The 16513-nt window shown below is 62.2% G+C and carries 15 protein-coding genes and 3 pseudogenes; 9 read left to right on the forward strand and 9 right to left on the reverse strand.

The genetic code is table 11. From position 1 onward, the window contains the following. Positions 1 to 3: 3 nt before the first annotated feature. Positions 4 to 957, reverse strand: coding sequence for a metallophosphoesterase family protein (locus ACSKB9_RS38060; RefSeq protein ID WP_057015687.1), 954 nt, complete (start codon positions 955 to 957; stop codon positions 4 to 6). Between the two features lie 249 nt (positions 958 to 1206). Here ACSKB9_RS38060 and ACSKB9_RS38065 point away from each other — a divergent pair, with 249 nt between their 5' ends. Then, positions 1207 to 1614 (forward strand): GFA family protein, encoded by a 408-nt coding sequence (locus ACSKB9_RS38065; protein WP_438079520.1) that lies wholly within the window; start codon positions 1207 to 1209, stop codon positions 1612 to 1614. A gap of 179 nt (positions 1615 to 1793) precedes the next feature. On the opposite strand, the gene ACSKB9_RS38070 is transcribed toward ACSKB9_RS38065, so the two are convergent. After that, on the reverse strand, positions 1794 to 2300 hold the full coding sequence (locus tag ACSKB9_RS38070) for a Spy/CpxP family protein refolding chaperone (RefSeq protein WP_438079521.1): 507 nt from the start codon (positions 2298 to 2300) through the stop codon (positions 1794 to 1796). Positions 2301 to 2570: 270 nt separating this feature from the next. Between ACSKB9_RS38070 and cax the strand changes: the two genes are divergently transcribed. After that, positions 2571 to 3674: a calcium/proton exchanger gene (gene cax / locus ACSKB9_RS38075; protein ID WP_438079522.1), complete on the forward strand. Its 1104-nt coding sequence runs from the start codon at positions 2571 to 2573 to the stop codon at positions 3672 to 3674. A gap of 78 nt (positions 3675 to 3752) precedes the next feature. Here cax and ACSKB9_RS38080 read toward each other — a convergent pair whose 3' ends face one another. Then, complete coding sequence (locus tag ACSKB9_RS38080; protein ID WP_438079523.1) at positions 3753 to 3986, reverse strand: hypothetical protein; 234 nt, start codon at positions 3984 to 3986, stop codon at positions 3753 to 3755. A 166-nt stretch (positions 3987 to 4152) separates the two neighbouring features. Further along, the gene (locus ACSKB9_RS38085; protein ID WP_076833062.1) at positions 4153 to 4599 is read right to left on the reverse strand and encodes a hypothetical protein; all 447 of its coding nucleotides are present in this window, start codon (positions 4597 to 4599) and stop codon (positions 4153 to 4155) included. Between the two features lie 14 nt (positions 4600 to 4613). On the opposite strand from ACSKB9_RS38085, the gene ACSKB9_RS38090 reads away from it, so the two are divergent. Further along, positions 4614 to 5105: a hypothetical protein gene (locus ACSKB9_RS38090; protein WP_438079524.1), complete on the forward strand. Its 492-nt coding sequence runs from the start codon at positions 4614 to 4616 to the stop codon at positions 5103 to 5105. Here ACSKB9_RS38090 and ACSKB9_RS38095 read toward each other — a convergent pair. Continuing rightward, the gene (locus ACSKB9_RS38095; protein ID WP_438079525.1) at positions 5096 to 6223 is read right to left on the reverse strand and encodes a hypothetical protein; all 1128 of its coding nucleotides are present in this window, start codon (positions 6221 to 6223) and stop codon (positions 5096 to 5098) included. The genes ACSKB9_RS38090 and ACSKB9_RS38095 overlap by 10 nt on opposite strands. 65 nt (positions 6224 to 6288) lie before the next feature. Continuing rightward, positions 6289 to 7341, reverse strand: coding sequence for a helix-turn-helix domain-containing protein (locus ACSKB9_RS38100; protein ID WP_438079526.1), 1053 nt, complete (start codon positions 7339 to 7341; stop codon positions 6289 to 6291). A 230-nt stretch (positions 7342 to 7571) separates the two neighbouring features. Between ACSKB9_RS38100 and ACSKB9_RS38105 the strand changes: the two genes are divergently transcribed. The 6 genes and pseudogenes from ACSKB9_RS38105 to ACSKB9_RS38130 all read left to right on the forward strand — a co-directional run bounded on the left by ACSKB9_RS38105 (position 7572) and on the right by ACSKB9_RS38130 (position 12407). Next, positions 7572 to 7943, forward strand: a complete 372-nt coding sequence (locus ACSKB9_RS38105; RefSeq protein WP_438079527.1) for a helix-turn-helix transcriptional regulator — start codon at positions 7572 to 7574, stop codon at positions 7941 to 7943. A 123-nt stretch (positions 7944 to 8066) separates the two neighbouring features. Then, on the forward strand, positions 8067 to 8735 hold the full coding sequence (locus ACSKB9_RS38110; RefSeq protein WP_198400294.1) for a hypothetical protein: 669 nt from the start codon (positions 8067 to 8069) through the stop codon (positions 8733 to 8735). 106 nt (positions 8736 to 8841) lie between these two features. Continuing rightward, positions 8842 to 9183 carry an HdeA/HdeB family chaperone gene (locus ACSKB9_RS38115; RefSeq protein ID WP_438080572.1) on the forward strand — a complete coding sequence of 114 codons (342 nt, stop codon included), beginning with the start codon at positions 8842 to 8844 and terminating at the stop codon, positions 9181 to 9183. A gap of 92 nt (positions 9184 to 9275) precedes the next feature. Further along, a pseudogene (locus ACSKB9_RS38120) lies at positions 9276 to 10700 on the forward strand (DUF1254 domain-containing protein); the annotation flags it as partial. A 213-nt stretch (positions 10701 to 10913) separates the two neighbouring features. Further along, positions 10914 to 11927, forward strand: a pseudogene (locus ACSKB9_RS38125) (SphA family protein). Positions 11928 to 11972: 45 nt separating this feature from the next. Beyond that, positions 11973 to 12407: a DUF2721 domain-containing protein gene (locus ACSKB9_RS38130; protein ID WP_057015678.1), complete on the forward strand. Its 435-nt coding sequence runs from the start codon at positions 11973 to 11975 to the stop codon at positions 12405 to 12407. A gap of 26 nt (positions 12408 to 12433) precedes the next feature. On the opposite strand, the gene ACSKB9_RS38135 is transcribed toward ACSKB9_RS38130, so the two are convergent. The 3 genes and pseudogenes from ACSKB9_RS38135 to ACSKB9_RS38145 all read right to left on the reverse strand — a co-directional run bounded on the left by ACSKB9_RS38135 (position 12434) and on the right by ACSKB9_RS38145 (position 16468). After that, a complete protein-coding gene (locus ACSKB9_RS38135) occupies positions 12434 to 13336 on the reverse strand; it encodes an alpha/beta fold hydrolase (protein ID WP_438079528.1) in 903 nt (300 codons plus the stop codon). Between the two features lie 7 nt (positions 13337 to 13343). Beyond that, positions 13344 to 14962: pseudogene (locus ACSKB9_RS38140) on the reverse strand (GMC family oxidoreductase). Between the two features lie 198 nt (positions 14963 to 15160). Next, on the reverse strand, positions 15161 to 16468 hold the full coding sequence (locus ACSKB9_RS38145; protein ID WP_438079529.1) for an MFS transporter: 1308 nt from the start codon (positions 16466 to 16468) through the stop codon (positions 15161 to 15163). Positions 16469 to 16513 lie beyond the last annotated feature (45 nt).

Consider the following 16513-nt stretch of genomic DNA (forward strand, 5'->3'; position numbering starts at 1 on the left):
CCCTTAGCCTTGCAGCGGCGTGTCGATGATCGCCAGCGGCTGGCTGTTCTGCTTGAAGTTGATGCTGGCGACGCCGAGCATGCTGCGCAGCTTGGCATCCTCCACCTTCATCGGGCCGGGCGAGGGGGCGGAGCCCGGCGCCGGCTGCGGGAAGGCGGTCGAACGCGCGGTGTGGAAGGTGACGTTGCCCTCGACCTTCTGCATCACCTGGTGGATGTGGCCGTTGAGCACTGTGACCGAGCCGAAGCCCTTGACGTATTCCAGCGCACGGGCGCCGTCCTCGGTGCCCCAGCCCCATTGCGGATAGACCGTCCACAGCGGGATGTGGGCGAACAGCACGATCGGCGTCGACTTCGAGCGGCCCTTGAGGTCGTTCTCCAGCCATTCGAGCTGCTCGTTGCCGAGATTGCCGAGGCCGCCGCCCTTGAGGTCGACGACGTTGACGAGGCCGATGAAATGCACGCCGCCGGCATCGAACGAATAGTAGCCCGGACCCTTGGTGCCGCGGCCGTAGCGCTCCTTGTAGAGCTTGACCTCCTCGTCGATGAAATCGTGCTCGCCCGGCACGTAGTGCACGTCGAGCTTGGCCTGCGAGATGATGCGATCGGCGTCATCGAATTCGGATGCCTTCGACAGATGCGTGATGTCGCCGGTGTGGATCATGAAGGACGGCTTGACCTGCATCGCCCGGACCTTGTTGATGGCCTCTTCCAGCGTGCCGATGGCGTTCGGGTTGGCCGGCTTGTCGAAGCCGACATGACTGTCGCTGATCTGCATGAAGGTCATGCCAGGCGCAGCTTCCGCAGCCGCGGCCGAGCCGACGATGCCGAGCGAATGCGGCACGCCGCCGGTGACGGTCCACAGCACGCCGGTGCCGGCCCAGGTCATGCATTCCAGCACCTTGCGTCGGCTGACGCCTTTTTCCTCATCGCGATGGTCGTGATCGTGTCCGCTCATGGCAAGTCTCCCGTGGGCCCAGGGATTGGGTTTCCGGGGAGGTGATCGGCGGGGCTGGGGCTTTATTCCCGAGGCCTGGGCGGGGCCGAGGGCAGGGATGACGATTTCGTGAGGTGCGACGCCGGCCCGCATGATCGGCAGGCGCAGGGGACCGCGCGACAGCTCGACGCAAGGGCAAGATGCGCAATTGAAGCTTTGCTGCTCGCAGCGTTATCGATCCGGCAAACCACTGATCGAGCGGAGGAAAACATGGCTGACGTCACCGGCGGCTGTCACTGCGGCGAGATCCGTTACGAGGTGACCGGCGAACCGGTCGTCCATGCTTTGTGTCACTGCACCGATTGCCGGCGCCACGCCGGCGCGCCGATGGTTGGCTGGGTCATGGTTGCCGAGGACATGGTCAAGGTGACGAAGGGGCAGCCCAGGATCTACCGATCCTCGGAGCACGGCCGGCGGCACTTCTGCGCGAACTGCGGCAGCGGACTTTTCTATACCAATGGCAACATGCTGCCCGGGTTCATCGACATCCAGAGCGGTACCTATGACGATCCCGACGTGGCGCCGGCCACGATGCATATCCAGGTCGCGGAGCGGCTGCGCTGGATGGAGGATGCGCATGAGCTGCCGACCTTCGACCGGTTTCCGCCGCCGGAATGACCGGGTTGATGAACGCGGCGCTTTCCGGCGACGCGGCTATGCGCGCCGCGCCCGCAACATAGATGGACGGTTGCAATACGGCGTTTTCTTTTTGGCGGCTGCGCGTGACGCTCGCGTTGGTCGAGCGTCCATTTCACGCACAAACCAGCGCGGGGCCGTTCGCTTGCGTCCGGTTGGCCTTATTCGTCTTCGTCGTCCGGACCGCCACGCTGCTCGATCGCGTTTCGCACGCCGCGCATGACGGCGAACGACACGAATGCCATCCTTCGCTTCTGATCATCGCTCAATGTCTTGTAGAGCGGCTCCCAGGCATCGGAGAGCTTCTTGAGATCGGTCCCGCGCTGAATTAGCCGGTCGGCCCTGCGTTGCATCATCTCGACCGGATTGCTTCCACCAAGGGCCTCCATCGGTCCGTTCTCCTGGAGTTCGGCAATTCGCTCCAACCGAGCCTGCCGGTTTTTCGCTCGCGCACGGATGGCATCCTCGATGGCCGGCCAGTACTTCTCCTGATCGGGTGTCAGCTGCAAGGCGGCCCTGACGATCCCGACACGCATGTCCGTCAGGCTCTTCAGATCGGCTGCACTGGGTTGCGCGGCTCCGACTGTTGTGGATGTCTCTGCTGCAAAAGCGAGAGACGAGGTCGTCACCAAAAATGCAATCGCTGCGACAGCTGCGTTCCTCGTCATTGTAAGCTCCTGAGCTGGTCATCAAGGATGTCCGCGAGAGCAACCACAATCACGTCAGCCACGGGTTGATCTAGGTCAAGCGGGAGAGGGAGCCGGAAAATATGGACGCGCTTCTGACCGTTCGGGAAGTTCCGTGAGGCTCCGGATCGGTTGGTCCGGCTCAAGCCATGACCGGCGCGACGGCGGCGCCGGATTGTTGAGCTAGATCAAGGTTACGCTGCCTGCGGTGTTCAGAAACTGGCGTCGAACTCATTTCGACCGGGCGGCACCATGCACCTTCTGCTCAAGGAAATTCGACATAATCCACTGCTCTGGATGCTGGTCTTCGTACCGATCGTGCTGGCGGTCGAGACGGCAGCTCCGTCCGCCCACACCGCCCTGTTTGTGCTCGCCGTCCTGGCCATCGTGCCGTTGGCCGCCCTTCTCAGCCACGCGACGGAGAGCGTCGCAGAGAAAACCGGCGACGCAGTCGGAGGCCTGCTCAACGCAACTTTGGGCAATCTGACCGAGCTGATCATCGCGATCGCTGCGCTGCATGCCGGAGAGTACATGCTGGTCAAGGCATCGATCGCTGGTGCGATCGTCACCAATTCACTCTTCATGCTCGGCGCATCGTTCCTGCTCGGTGGGCTCCGCCATCACGTTCAGGAGTATAATCGGGCCGGCGGGAGGATGTACGCAGCGCTGCTGCTGATGGCCACGATTGCGTTGCTTGCGCCCTCGGCTGTTGCCGACCTCGATCCGGCGCGCGGCGAGGCCATGGCGCTGGCTCTCAGTACGGGCCTCGCTGTGCTGCTGATATGCGCCTATGGGCTCGGCTTGCTGTTCTCGCTCAAGACACACAAGGAGCTGTTCGCAAGCGAGGAGCATGGCGAAACCGGCGGCGCCGGCTGGCCGATCGGACTTGCGTTAGGCACCCTTCTCGTCGTCACGGTGCTGGTTGCGCTGGTCAGCGAAATATTCGTCAGCTCGGTGCAGAAAGCGGGCGAGACGCTGGGATTGAGCCCGGCGTTCGTCGGTTTCGTCATCGTCGCGCTGGTCGGCGCCGCGGCAGAAATGGCGGTCGCGTTTTCTGCGGCGCGCAAGAACCGTCTCGATATGAGCGTCAGCATCGCGCTCGGCAGCGCGTCTCAAATCGCCTTGTTTGTCGCGCCGGCACTGGTGCTTCTGAGCTACGTCGTCGGTCCGAAGCCGATGGATTTGCAGTTCTGGCCGGGCGCCGTGACGATGGTCATGATCGCCTCCGTGACGTCCTGCTTCATCACCAACAGCGGACGGTCGGCATGGTTTATCGGCGCCTTGCTCGTGCTCATCTACGTGATTTTCGCCATGACCCTGTACATGGTGCCACCTGGATCGCACGGCCCGGTTTGATCAACGGCGAGCGTTGCCGGCACCAATCCGGACGAGGGCGCGTGTTCTTCGTCGCGTTCACGCGGACCCCTGATGGCTTTAGTGCGGTAGCTCGCTCTGACCGCGCGTCCAGTCGATGATGTCGATCTGGAGCCCCCGCTTCAGAATCTCGGCCTCAAGATTGCTGGCATGCCGCTTCCATTCGGCCGTCGACCGGACCCGGAATTTTGGATCTTCACCGTTTGCCTCGAACTCATCGTCGGCTTCGAGCGCGCCGCGAACAGCCTCATACATCATCTTAAGGCTCGCGTCGGTGAAGGCGTCGTACTCCATCGAGCCGTCTCCTTGGAAAAGCAAAATTCAAGGGACCGCCACGATGGCGATCGCGGCGTCTCTTTGCGGTCGATCCATTCAACATGGACATGCCGATGCCTGACCGAAGCTCGACAGCGAGCCGGTGCGGTGCAACCGCATGTCCATCCATTGCAGCTCAGCCGGATCAATACTGCGGGCAGACCATTTGCCCGTATTCATTGTAGTAGCAGCTTTGGTTGCCGTAGTAGCCATAGGCGCCATACGCGCCGGCTGCGGCTGCAGCGCCGACGGCGGCAGCACCATAACCCCAGCCCGGCCGATAGTAGCCTCTGCCGTAGCCGGGATAGCCGGCGACCGGGCGGCCAGGGCGCCCTGCAATCGGTCGACCGGGATAGCCCGGACGCCCTGCAATCGGTCGGCCACCTGGACGGCCGGCAACGCGATATCCTCCACCGTGAACTCTTCCGCCGCCTACATGCATGCCACCGCCACGCATCCCGCCGCCGTGAAAGCCGCCTCCGCCGCCGCGGAAGCCGCCGCCTCCTCCGCGACGGGCATAGGCGTCATCAGGAATCAGGCAGACAGCGACGAGAACCAGAGCCGCCAGAGCGGCGAGGATGCAACGAAGCATGGCGTGTCCTCCCTATGGGACAATTTGCGAACGGCGACACTGCGACAATTTCGCCTCGCGAGATTGACGTAGATCAACGGAATGCAGTAGGGCGCGCATTCCAAAAGGGTCAGGCAGCTGTCATCAACCCCAGGTACAATCTGTACTTTGCTGCCGAAGCATCTTGCCTGGAATGCGAACGTGAGTTCCATGGCATTTGCTTTTCGCCTCAGTCAGGCGACAGCCATCGTTTCATTGCCGAGTTCACCTGGTGTTTTTACGTCCTGCGGAACGCAGCCAAGAGGATCAACGTGCGCAAAGCGGATGTGACGTGCGCGTGCTGTGGCGCAGGTTTCCGACGGTTGGAGCTATGGTCCGAACCTGGCGCCAAGGGTGAGTATCGCTGTCCCGTTTGCGACTACTTGCTCGAGGCCTTCGATGGCACCAACCTGATCGCCTATCGGCTGACGATCCAGCCGGTGCGCGCGCCGGCCTACTCGGTCAAACCGATCGACGATCAACAATAGCCGGACGATTGGTTGCCGCGAGCGCGCTTCGGTTTTTGAGGTAACGGCTGACGCCATGACTGTTTGGCCGTGTCACTGCACCGATTGGCGCAGCATCCCGGCGCGCCGATGGCCGACCCGGTGACGGCCGCAGAGGACGCAGTCAAAGTGACCGGGGCAGAACTACCTGTCGTAGGAGCACGGTCGGGGGCGGGTCGCTCGCACCCTCGTCGGATGGTCTCGGTGCTTGCTTGCTCGGGCGGCCGGGGCGCCGGCGAGTTCTTGACGGCATACAGAGGCGTTCTGAACGTCAGTTGATAGGCCGGTTTCGGCACCCACATGATTTCGGCTGTGACGCCAAACAGTCGGTTGTCATTATCGTCCACGCGGTCGAGATCGATCCGCACGATCGGTTGCGCAAAGGGCTGAATCGATGCGAGGTTCAGAAGCTGCGCGCCCTCGAAGGATTGCACGCCCACGCGGCCGGTAAATTTCCAATTGTTCGGCCATTGATAGTAGCCGCCGACATAGGCAATCGTGTTCGGGTTGATCCTGCCCAGCGCACCGTCGACGTCGGTTCGCGTGTATTGGAAACCGCTGAGGAAGCCTCTGGTCTCATCGGAATCGAGCGCATAGTCAAATTCGAGAATGTTGTTGAAGGAGGTTGTGCTCAGTGGACCATCGGGAATCGACTTTGTGATAGTCGACTGCAGCGTCACGGTAGGAAAGGTTCCACCGTTCTGCTCGTAAAGGTCGGCCTGGAAGCCGATGTTCCAGCTTGTGATTTGAAGGGACGAAAAGCCGGAGCTTCCAAAGCTCGTCGAACTGCCGGAGACGCCGGCATAGAGCGAGGCGCTCTCGGTGACATCGACCGTCAGCGGAAAATCCATATTGAGGGATTTCGCTGCTGGCAGGCCGACCGGAAATGCCGCGCCGCCTGATGTTGCAAGCGTCTGCGTATTGAACAGCGTCGGATGGCCAAAGCCGAACGCGAGCGATCCTGCCGGAACCTGTGCGTAGATCGTCCTGAGGTCGAGATAGATCGTCGGCACCGAAGCATTGGCAAGGCCATCATCGTTTGCGGCAAAGGCCTGCGCAACCGGGACGGCGATAAGCAGCGCGCACAATGCCGCGCTCAAGATCGATCCGGGAGCCAGGAGCCCCGCGTTGTTACGTGGCGGCGCGTTCAAGGCGAGAACCTTCCCTAGGCGCGGCGATTGCCATTGGATCGGGAGGCAGGCCGATCGATCGTGGCTTGTCCGTTCCTCGACCTCTGCCGAAACTCCCGTGGGGTGCAGCCGGAAATCCGGCGGAAAGCCCGCGTGAAGTGGGCAGGGTCGGCATAGCCCGACGAGAATGCAACGTCGATGATCTTGATTTCTGTGCTGCCCAGAAGCTTGGCCGCATTGTTGAAGCGAGCCTGCTCAAGCAGACCCGAGTATGTCAGACCAGCGAGCGAAAGCCTCCGCTGCAGACTCCTGGTGCTCACGCCCATCATCTCGGCGGCCTGCATGATCGTGAGGCCTCCTTGATCAAGGTAGGAGGGCAAGCTTAGCTTCAGTGCGCTGACGACGTCCTTTCCGAATGACTGCGGCTCGTGATCGGCGGGCGTCGGCCGAACGTCGCTTGCGGGATTTGCAAGACTGAGGAGTTCTACCGGCACTTCGATCGATGACGCCTTTTGACCCGACATGAAGCGCGTGTTCGGCCAATGCGACTGGACCTCCGGGCTCGGCGTGTAGAGTGCTTCAAACGCAATCACTCTCGGAGACCAACTGATCCCGGCGAACTGACGGACGATGTGCAGGACGAATATGTTCTGAAGCCACTGGGATATCTCAAGATGGGAAATGCCCTCCGTTCCAATAAGCTTGCTGCAAATCTTCAAACTCTCGCCGCTTGGCTCGAGCCATAGCTGGAGGATCGTATCTTCGCACGGCGCCCACCGGCATATTTGCTGCAGGGCAACCAGAAGCGTTGGCGCATGGCGCACCCGCGCCCGCATGGCTTCGCTCAAATGTTCGAACGAGAGCCGCTGGGCTGCGCGAAAGGCAATTTCCGATAGGCCCTGCTTTTGCTGAGCGGCCGTCGCGAACCGAACCGCCGGCAGCAAAGGCACGTAATGATCCGCTTTTTCTTCAAAGGACGTCGGGAGTTGAAATCTGGCGAGAAGTGCTGCCGTCGGGCCGCCTATTTCAGAATGGAGCTCAGCGAACGGGATCAGAAATTGACAACGGGTCAATGGAATGACGGTCATTACTACCTGCCCAAGAAGTTTTGCCGCGATCGCAGCTTAGCAGACCGGAACTCCTCTTGCGTTGTCTTTATCGAGCAGCCGACGTGACAACGTATTCGCGAATTTCGCTTGACGACAATTTTGGCGGCTGATGGCCAGATTGATCCCGGAAGCGGCTCTATCCTGAAGCGTCGTTTCTCTTGCAGGAGCACGGGCCTTACGCCTCAAACCAACCGATGAGAGCTGTCCGATTGCCTTCAGCCCAGGCGGTCCGCGCGGCCATTGTCGCGTCGCTGCGACACGGTGACGCAACTCTGGATAGTACCGCTCAGGCCCTCAAGATCAGCTCGCGCACGTTGCAGCGGCACCTTGGTCGCCTGGGCACCAGCCACAGCGAAATGCTCGCAGAAGTTCGCCTGGACATCGCCTGCCGCCTGCTCGTGGACTCAAGCAAGCGCCTGTCGGACATCGCGAAATTCGTGGGATACAGCAACGCCAGCAGCTTCAGCCGCACTTTCGTGCGTTTGATGAAAATCAAACCCATCGCGTACAGGCGGCAGCAACTTGCCGATTGGCCGGGCCGGGCGAACCATCGCAAGAGATCTCACGCCGCCGGGCGATGAGAAGTTGTATCATTGGCGCGAAATGGCAAGACGCGCGATCCGAATTGGCGCGAAATGCGTAGCGAAGCTGATTGCCGAAATAATTGCGGCGCTCCCCCAAGGGCGCCAAAGGAGATAACAACCATGACCCTTCGCTCAGCTCTGCTGGTATTCTGCGTCGCCGGATTGATTGCCGCTCCCCATAAGGTGCTTTCCCAATCTGCACCCGAGACCAAACCACACGTACCGCTTGAGAAGTCGATAGGTCAGGCAAAGCCGGAGGTCGTGCCATCGCTGTTCGTCCTCAATTCGCGCGGTGCGAGCTTGAAGGACGGCAAGCTCGTGCTGACGGGGGTTTCACCGAATGCGATCGTGTTCGCCGATCGGCCCGTGCGGGCAGCCGGTCACGATCTCACATCGCGAATTGTCGAGGATTGGGGCAATGGCACCGACAATTTCGCGAAAGATCCTCCAAACGCCACCGTGTCCGGGTTCAGGAAAGACGGATCGTCGGTAGCCGACGCCGTCGTCGTCCTGAAGTCGCCCAAGCTCGACGGCGACAAGCTGACTTTCGATGTCGATCTGCTCGAAGGTGACCTTGCTGGAGCTGATGGACCGGCGTCGATCTTTATCGACATCATTGGTCGCCCATTCACGCCGCTGTCCTTTGCCGGCGTTGCCCGTCGAACCGCCTGGCGAGGGGCTTATTATCGCGGCGCTGCAGTCGCCGGTGCAGCCGCCCTTGGCGCCGCGGCTGCCTATCCCTATTACGCCCCGCGGTGCGGATTCTATCCGTATCCGCCTTGTTACTGAGCAGCGCGACTGGCTACGTCGCAGCCTCCGGGTCGACTGATGCAAGGTCGGCCGGACTTAAGCCGAACACACAAGCTCGCAGGAGGGGATCATGAGACCAACCGCCATGATTGCAGCATCACTCATTGTCGCCGGCGTTCATTCAGCGCATGCGCAGACCGACCTCAGCGCTTACGCCAACGCGGAAGGCTATCTGGATGTTCAGAAACTGACATGCGCACAGCTCGCCGGAACGTGGCAGGGAGACGCCGATCTCCTCACTGCCTGGTACAGCGGCTGGTACAACGGCCTCGCGCGCAAGCATTACCTCGATATCAAGAAGTCCCGTGAGGCCGAGCACGAGGTGATCCAGCACTGCAAGGCTCATCCCGACCAGCTCATCATCGAGGCGATCGCAGTAGTCTTCAAGGATATGAGAGCGGCGCTCGGGATCAGGATGCAGCCGTAATCGCGAGCTCGGACACCTTTTACGACAGGCCGACCTCGGAGCAGCCTGGCGATCGTTTGAAGATCATTCGATTTTGACACAAGGAGAGAACCATGGACATCACTCGTCGCAATCTTGCGCTTGGCGGAATGGGTCTGCTCACCGGAGCGGCGATGGGTCGACCGGCCGTCGCCGAGGAAGGTGCTTTCCTGGGTATCGGTCAAGGCCTGGAGGATTTCTGGCTCGCGAGCGACGCCTACATATTCGGCTATCCGCTGGTGACGATGGAGATGACCCGCCGGATCATCACCAACGTCGCCGAGCCTGTCGGCACGCGAGGGCCGATGGGCCATATCATCAAGCTGCGCCAGTATCCGGATGCGTCGTTCCGCGATGTCACCGCACCCAATGCGGACACGCTCTACACCACGTCCTTCTTCGACGTCGGGAAAGAACCGTGGGTCCTCAGCATCCCGGACATGAAGGGGCGTTATTTCCTGATGCCCATGCTGGACGGCTGGACCACGGTGTTCCAGGTGCCGGGCAAGCGCACCACCGGCACGGGCGCACAGACCTACGCGATCACCGGGCCGGGCTGGAAAGGCACGCTGCCGGATGGCGTGAAGGAGTACAAATCGCCCACCAACATCGTGTGGCTGCTCGGCCGCATCTATTGCACCGGCACGCCGGAGGACTATGCAGCCGTCCACAAGCTGCAGGACGAGTGCAAGCTCGTTCCGCTCAGCGCTTACGGCAAGCCGTACACGCCACCTCCGGGCAAGGTCGATCCTTCGATCGACATGAAGACGGCGGTCCGCGAACAGGTCAATCGCATGGATGCGGTGTCGTATCTCAAGCTGCTGTGCGAACTGATGAAAGCCAACCCGCCATATGCGGCAGACGCGCCCCAGCTCGCCAAATTTGCCCGCATCGGCATCGTCCCCGGACAGGATTTCGACGAGAGCAAGCTGAAGGCGGACTTCCTGAAGCGCGTCCCGGAGGTGTCATTCGACAGGATCATGCTTCAGTTCAAGGTCAACAAGGCGGTCAAGGACGAGAACGGCTTTGCGTTCACGACGAAAACCGGCATCTACGGCACCGACTACCTGATGCGGGCCCTGGTGACTGCGATCGGGCTTGGCGCCAATCGTCCGCAGGACGCGGTCTACCCGACCTCGCAAAAGGATGCGGAGGACCGCAAGTACAATGGCGCGAACAAGTACGTCATGCGGTTTCCCAAAGGCCACCTGCCTCCGGCCGAGGATTCTGGTCGCTCACGATGTACGACAGCGGCTACTTCTTCGTGAACAATCCGCTCAACCGATATTCGATCAGTGCGCGGGAAAATCTGAAGGAGAATCCGGACGGCTCGACCGATCTCTACATTCAGAAGAGACTCGCCCGGCAAAGACAAGGAATCCAACTGGCTCCCTGCGCCCGAGGGGGATTTCATCCTCATGCTGCGCATGTACTGGCCGCAGGAAACGGACCCATCGATCATCAACGGCACGTGGACGGTGCCTGCCGTCAAGAAGGTCGAGCTGAGATCTGGCTTCGTGCCGGCGCCACCGGGGCCGGCACGAACCAACGTGCTTCGATTTTGCGGTCGCGAATCGTACGCTTGCGCGAGCCGGACCAGATTGTTCTGCGATGCGCCAAAGGTGGGTGGGTGCGAAATGCGGCATCATGATCTTTCGAAGAGGCGGCGACCAAACGGGCGAGGCAAGACACTCAGGGAGGTCGCCATCGCCATGACAATGGTCATGGCGTCGTTCTCGTCTGGGGTCGCCCGTGCCGACGAAGGGGGAGTTTCATATTGGCTTCCCGGTCGCTTCGGCAGCCTCGCAGCGACCCGCAGGTCCCCGGCTGGTCGATGGCGGAGGTCTACTATCACACCAGCGTAAGTGCATTCGGCAATGCCGCGGCCGCCAGGGAGATCCAGGTCGGCAAGATCCCCGCCGCGGCTAACGTCAACCTAAACCTGCATCTCAACGCGCAGGCGGATCTCATCCTTCTCGATCCCACTTATACGTTCGCAACGCCGGTGCTGGGTGGCCAACTTGCCATCGGCGTGACCGGGCTGTTCGGACGGTCGAGCGCGGATCTTGCGGGGACGCTGACGGCGGCCGTCGGTCCGCTGGCGACAACCCGCACCGGCAGCTTCGGCGATTCGATCACATCGGTCGGCGACCTCTACCCGCAGGCGACGCTGAAGTGGAACGCCAGGGGTGCACAATTTCATGGGCTATGTAACGGGAGACGTTCCGGTCGGAGCATACAGCGCGAGCAGCCTTGCCAATCTCGGCATCGGTCACGCGGCCATCGATGCCGGCGGCGGCTACACCTACTTCAACCAGCAGGCGGGCCACGAATTTTCCGCGGTCGCAGGCTTCACCTACAATTTCAAGAATCCGGATACCCAGTACCAGAACGGGGTCGACTTCCATCTGGATTGGGGCGCCTCCCAATTCCTATCAAAGCAGGTTTTCGTTGGCCTGGTTGGATATGCCTATCAGCAGATCACCGACGATTTCGGCCAGCACCCTGTCCTGGGAGGCTTCCGGTCCCGCGTGCTTGGCGTTGGTCCGCAGATCGGTTTCCTGTTTCCCGTAGGCGACATGCAGGGTTATCTGAATCTCAAAGGGTATGGAGAATTTTCAGCAGAGAACCGCCCGGCCGGCTGGAATACCTGGTTGACGTTCTCGATCTCTCCGATGGCGCCGACCAGCACCGTGACGCCGACCCGACGGGTCGTGACAAAATAGCAGCGCTGTTGCTGGCTTCGATTGTGTAACCCGAAAGTTGAGTTGATGCTGCCAGATACGCCGTCGGTCAGTCAGCTCTCTCAAGTGATTTCTCAAGCGGCTGCGCCCGCATTTCTGCTTGGCGCATTGGCGGCCTTTATCGCGGTGCTGATTTCCCGCCTGAACCGGATCATCGACAGATCGATTTACCTGAACCAAATTTCGGATCAGGATCAGGCGAGATGCCGGCTCAAGGCCGACCTGCCGCGTCTTGCTCGGCGCGCCACCATGATCAATCGTGCGATCTTCTGGTCCATCATGGGAAGCATCTCGATCAGCGTTGTCATCGTCGTCGGCTTTGTGAGTGCGTTCCTTCACATCCAGCACGAGCGGGGCGTTGCCATTCTCTTCATTGTTGCCGTTGTGGCTTTCATCGTGTCGTTGGTCGATTTCGCGCGAGAGGTCCGAATTGCCCTGAGCGAGTTCGATCACTACGGCTAGACGCAACGCATTGATACGTGCACGCCTTAACGCGCACGCGCGGCAAATGTCGTGAGCGCTGCCACCAGCAGCTCCGGCGCTTCCTGCGCGACGCAATGGCCGACGCCGTCGAAGGTCCAGCGGCTCGCATGCGGGATCAGCGCCGCGGCGCGGTCGGCCATTTCCTTGTAGATCGGCCATGACTGCTCGGTGGTCGCGATGCAGACCGGGCAGGCAATGTCGGAGAACCAGGGGAACGGATTACCGCGGGCGTCGCCGGTGTAGATTTGCTCCATGGCCTGGAAGATCGGCCCGAGCAGGGCCAACTCGATTTCCGGCGTACAAAGCAGCCGCATGCGGCCGTCGTCGAGCCGCGCAAAGCCGTGATGGACATAGGCCCACAGCGACCGTTCGGTCCATGGTGCGAAGGCCGGCGCGGCGCGCAGCCGCTGGAACAGATCGTCGGCGCTGTCGAACTCGGCCCGGCGGCGCAGCACGCCCTGCACCGAGCCGTTCGCGATGTCGCTGAGGCCTCCGGCGCGCGGCGCGCGGGGGTCCATCGCGGTCGGCTCGGTGACATGCAGGCGCGCGAAGCGACCGGGCATCAGTCTGGCTGCGAGCAACAGGTCGGTTGCGCCGGCACTGTGACCGATGCCGTAGATGTCATGGAGGTCGAGGCGCTCCACCACCATGCGGACGTCTTCGGCAAAATCCTGGAAGTGATAACGATCGGCCGGCGGCTTGTGGCTCAAGCCATGGCCGCGGCGGTCGAGCGCATAGACGGCGTGATCGGCAGCAAGCGCCTCCGCGACCTCGGTCCATACCTCCGCGACAAAGCCTGTGCCGTGCAGCAGCAGCGCCGGCGGCTTGTCCGAGGCCGGCTCGCCCCATTGCGCCACCGCAACCTGTGCACCGGTATCGCCGACCAGAAAGCGCTTCGGGGCGTTCATCGTCGCTCTATCGCGCATCCTGCAGGATCATCGCGGCCGCCTTCTCGGCGATCATCGCCGTCGGCGTGTTGGTGTTGCCCGAGGTGATGGTCGGCATCACGGAGGCATCCGCGATGCGCAGGCCGTGCAGGCCGTAGAAGCGCAGCCGCTCGTCGACCACGGCCATCGGATCGTTGGCCGTTCCCATCTTCGCGGTGCCGACGGGGTGGAAGATCGTGGTGCCGATGTCGCCGGCAGCCTTGGCAAGCGAGGCATCGTCGTCGCCGACCGAGGGGCCGGGCAGGAATTCCTCGGGATGATATTTCTCCAGCGCCTTTTGCTTCATCAGTCTGCGCGTGGTGCGGATTGCGTCGGCCGCGACCTGGCGGTCGTCGTCGGTCGACAGATAATTCGGCGCGATCGACGGCTTGTCGTCGGGAACGGACGATTTGATGCGCACGGTGCCGCGCGAGCTCGGCTGCAGATTGCAGGCGCTCACCGTGATCGCGGGAAGCGGTGCAGCGGATCGCCGAACTTGTCGAGCGACAGCGGCTGCACGTGGAACTGGATGTTGGCGCGCGAGCGCGTCGCGTCCGAGCGCGTGAAGATGCCGAGCTGCGACGGCGCCATGGTCAGCGGCCCGCGGCGGCGAAATGCGTAGTCGAGGCCCATCAGGCCGCGGCGAACCAGATTGTAATAGGTCTCGTTCAGCGTGCGCACGCCGGAGACCTTGTAGATCGCGCGCTGCTGCAGATGGTCCTGCAGATTATGGCCGATGCCCTGCACGTCGAGCACGATGTCGATGCCGAGCGGCGACAGCCATTCGGACGGACCAATGCCGGAGCGCTGCAGCACCTGCGTGGTTCCGATCGAACCGGCGCAAAGGATCACTTCACCCCGGGCGCGCGCCTCCACCGTCTCATTGCCCTGCCGGAACAGCACGCCGGCGGCGCGGCCGCTCTCGATCACCAGGCGGTCGACCAGCACGTCGGTTTCGAGCCTGAGATTGCTGCGGTTCAGCACCGGCTTGAGGAAGCCGCGCGCCGACGACCAGCGCCGGCCGCGCTTCTGGTTGACGTGGAAGTAGCTGGTGCCCTCGTTGTCGCCGGTGTTGAAATCCGGGATGCGCTTGATGCCCATCTCCTCGGCGGCATCGCCGACCGCGTCGAGGATCTGCCACGACAGCCGCGGCGCCTCGATGCGCCAGCCGCCGCCGACACCGTGATGCTCGCTTTCACCGAAGAAATGATCCTCCAGCCGCCTGAACGCCGGCAGCACGTCGCTGTAGCTCCAGCCGGTGAGGCCGAGCTGCCGCCAGTGGTCGTAATCCGCGGCCTGGCCGCGCATCGAGATCATGGCGTTGATGGCGGAGGAGCCGCCGATCACCTTGCCGCGCGGATAGGCGAGCGCGCGGCCGTTGAGGCCCGGTTCGGCCTCGGTCTTGAACATCCAGTCAGAGCGCGGATTGCCGATCGCGAAGAGATAGCCGACCGGGATATGAAACCAGATCCAGTTGTCGTTGCCGCCGGCTTCCAGCAGCAGCACGCGCTTCTTCGGATCGGCCGACAGGCGGTTGGCCATGATGCAGCCCGCCGTGCCTGCGCCGACGATAATGTAGTCGAAATCACCCTCGAGCCTTCGCGGCATGTCCTCTTTCCCGGCAAGCGTCTTTTGTTCGGGCCCCTTCTATAGCGTTTTCGAGCGAAGTGGAGCCCGGTTCGCGTGAAGAAAACGCGTCAACACAAGAAAATAGAACTCGGTTCTGACAGAGTCAGGACCGAGTTCTATCCAGACGCAGCGGGCCGACACAAGCCCGGCAGTGGATGCCGGGCGTGCGCTGGATGATCAGGGGCGGCTCGGTTCGGCCAGTGTGACCTCATGTCTCGCGCGGGGAACACAGACGATCAGCGTCAGCATGCCGATGCCGAGCACGGCGCCAACGAGGTCGAGCGGTGCGTAGATGCTCCCGGTTGCGGCAGTCATCCAGCCGATCAGGGCAGGGCAGACCGCGCCGCCGAACGAGCCGATCGCTGAGATCAGCGCGATGCCGCCGGCCGCGGCGCTGCCCTCCAGCATCGCGTTCGGAATCGTCCAGAACAGCGACAGGATCGCGAAGATGCCGATCGAGGCGACGGCAAGCAGCGTGACGGTCAGGAGCACGCTGTCTTGCGCGGCCTGCAAGGCGATGAAGCAGGCCGCTGCGACGAGGCCGCAGCAGACCACGTGCCAGCGCCGTTCCCGTGTGCGGTCGGAGCTGTAGCCGATCAGCACCATGCCGATCGCGGACGCAACCGAGATCGCGCCGCTCAGCCAGCCGATCTCGGTGGTGGTCGCCACGCCGACGCGTTTCAGTAGCGTCGGAGTCCACAGCAGGATGGTGTTGAGCGAGCAGAAGAACGCGAAGTAGATGAAGGAGAGCAGATAGACGCGCGGCTCGCGCAGCGCCGCCGCGAAGCTCCGCGTGGTGCCGGGAACAGCGGCGCGGTCGCGGGCGAGGTCGCTTGCGACCTGCCGCCGCTCGTCGGCGCTCAGCCAGCTCGCGACCTGCGGTCCGTCGGCGAGGTAGAAATAGGCGGCGATGCCGAGCAGCACGGCCGGGCCGCCTTCGAGGATGAACAGCCACTGCCAGCCATGCAGGCCATGGACGCCCTGCATGTGATCCATGATCAGGCCCGACAAGGGACCCGCGATGACGCCGCCGAGCGGCACCGCCATCACGAACAGGCTCGTCATGCGGCCGCGTACGCGATCCGGGAACCACAGCGTCAGATAATACAGGATGCCGGGGAAGAAGCCGCCCTCGGCGGCGCCGAGCAGGAAGCGCAGCAGATAGAGATGATACTGGTTCTGCACCAGCGCGAGCAGGATGGTGACAGCACCCCACAGCACCATGATCCGCAGCAGCGTCTTGCGGACACCGACCTTGACCAGCAGGAGATTGCTCGGCACTTCGAGCGCGACATAGCCGACCGAGAAGATGCCGGCAGCAAGCCCGAACACGGCGTCGTCGATCTGCAGGTCGTGCAGGAATTGCAGCTTGGCAAAGCCGATGTTGAAGCGGTCGATGATCGCAACCGTGTAGCAAGCCAGCAGGAACGGGATCAGGCGCCAGGCGATCCGTCCATAGAGCCGCGAATGGGCCGCATCCTGCATGAAAGTCTCCTCAAGTGATTATTTGATTGTTTGTTGGTGCCGCGA

It is taken from the genome of Bradyrhizobium sp. BR 1433 (assembly GCF_051547665.1).
GTDB classification, from domain to species: Bacteria; Pseudomonadota; Alphaproteobacteria; order Rhizobiales; family Xanthobacteraceae; genus Bradyrhizobium; species Bradyrhizobium australafricanum.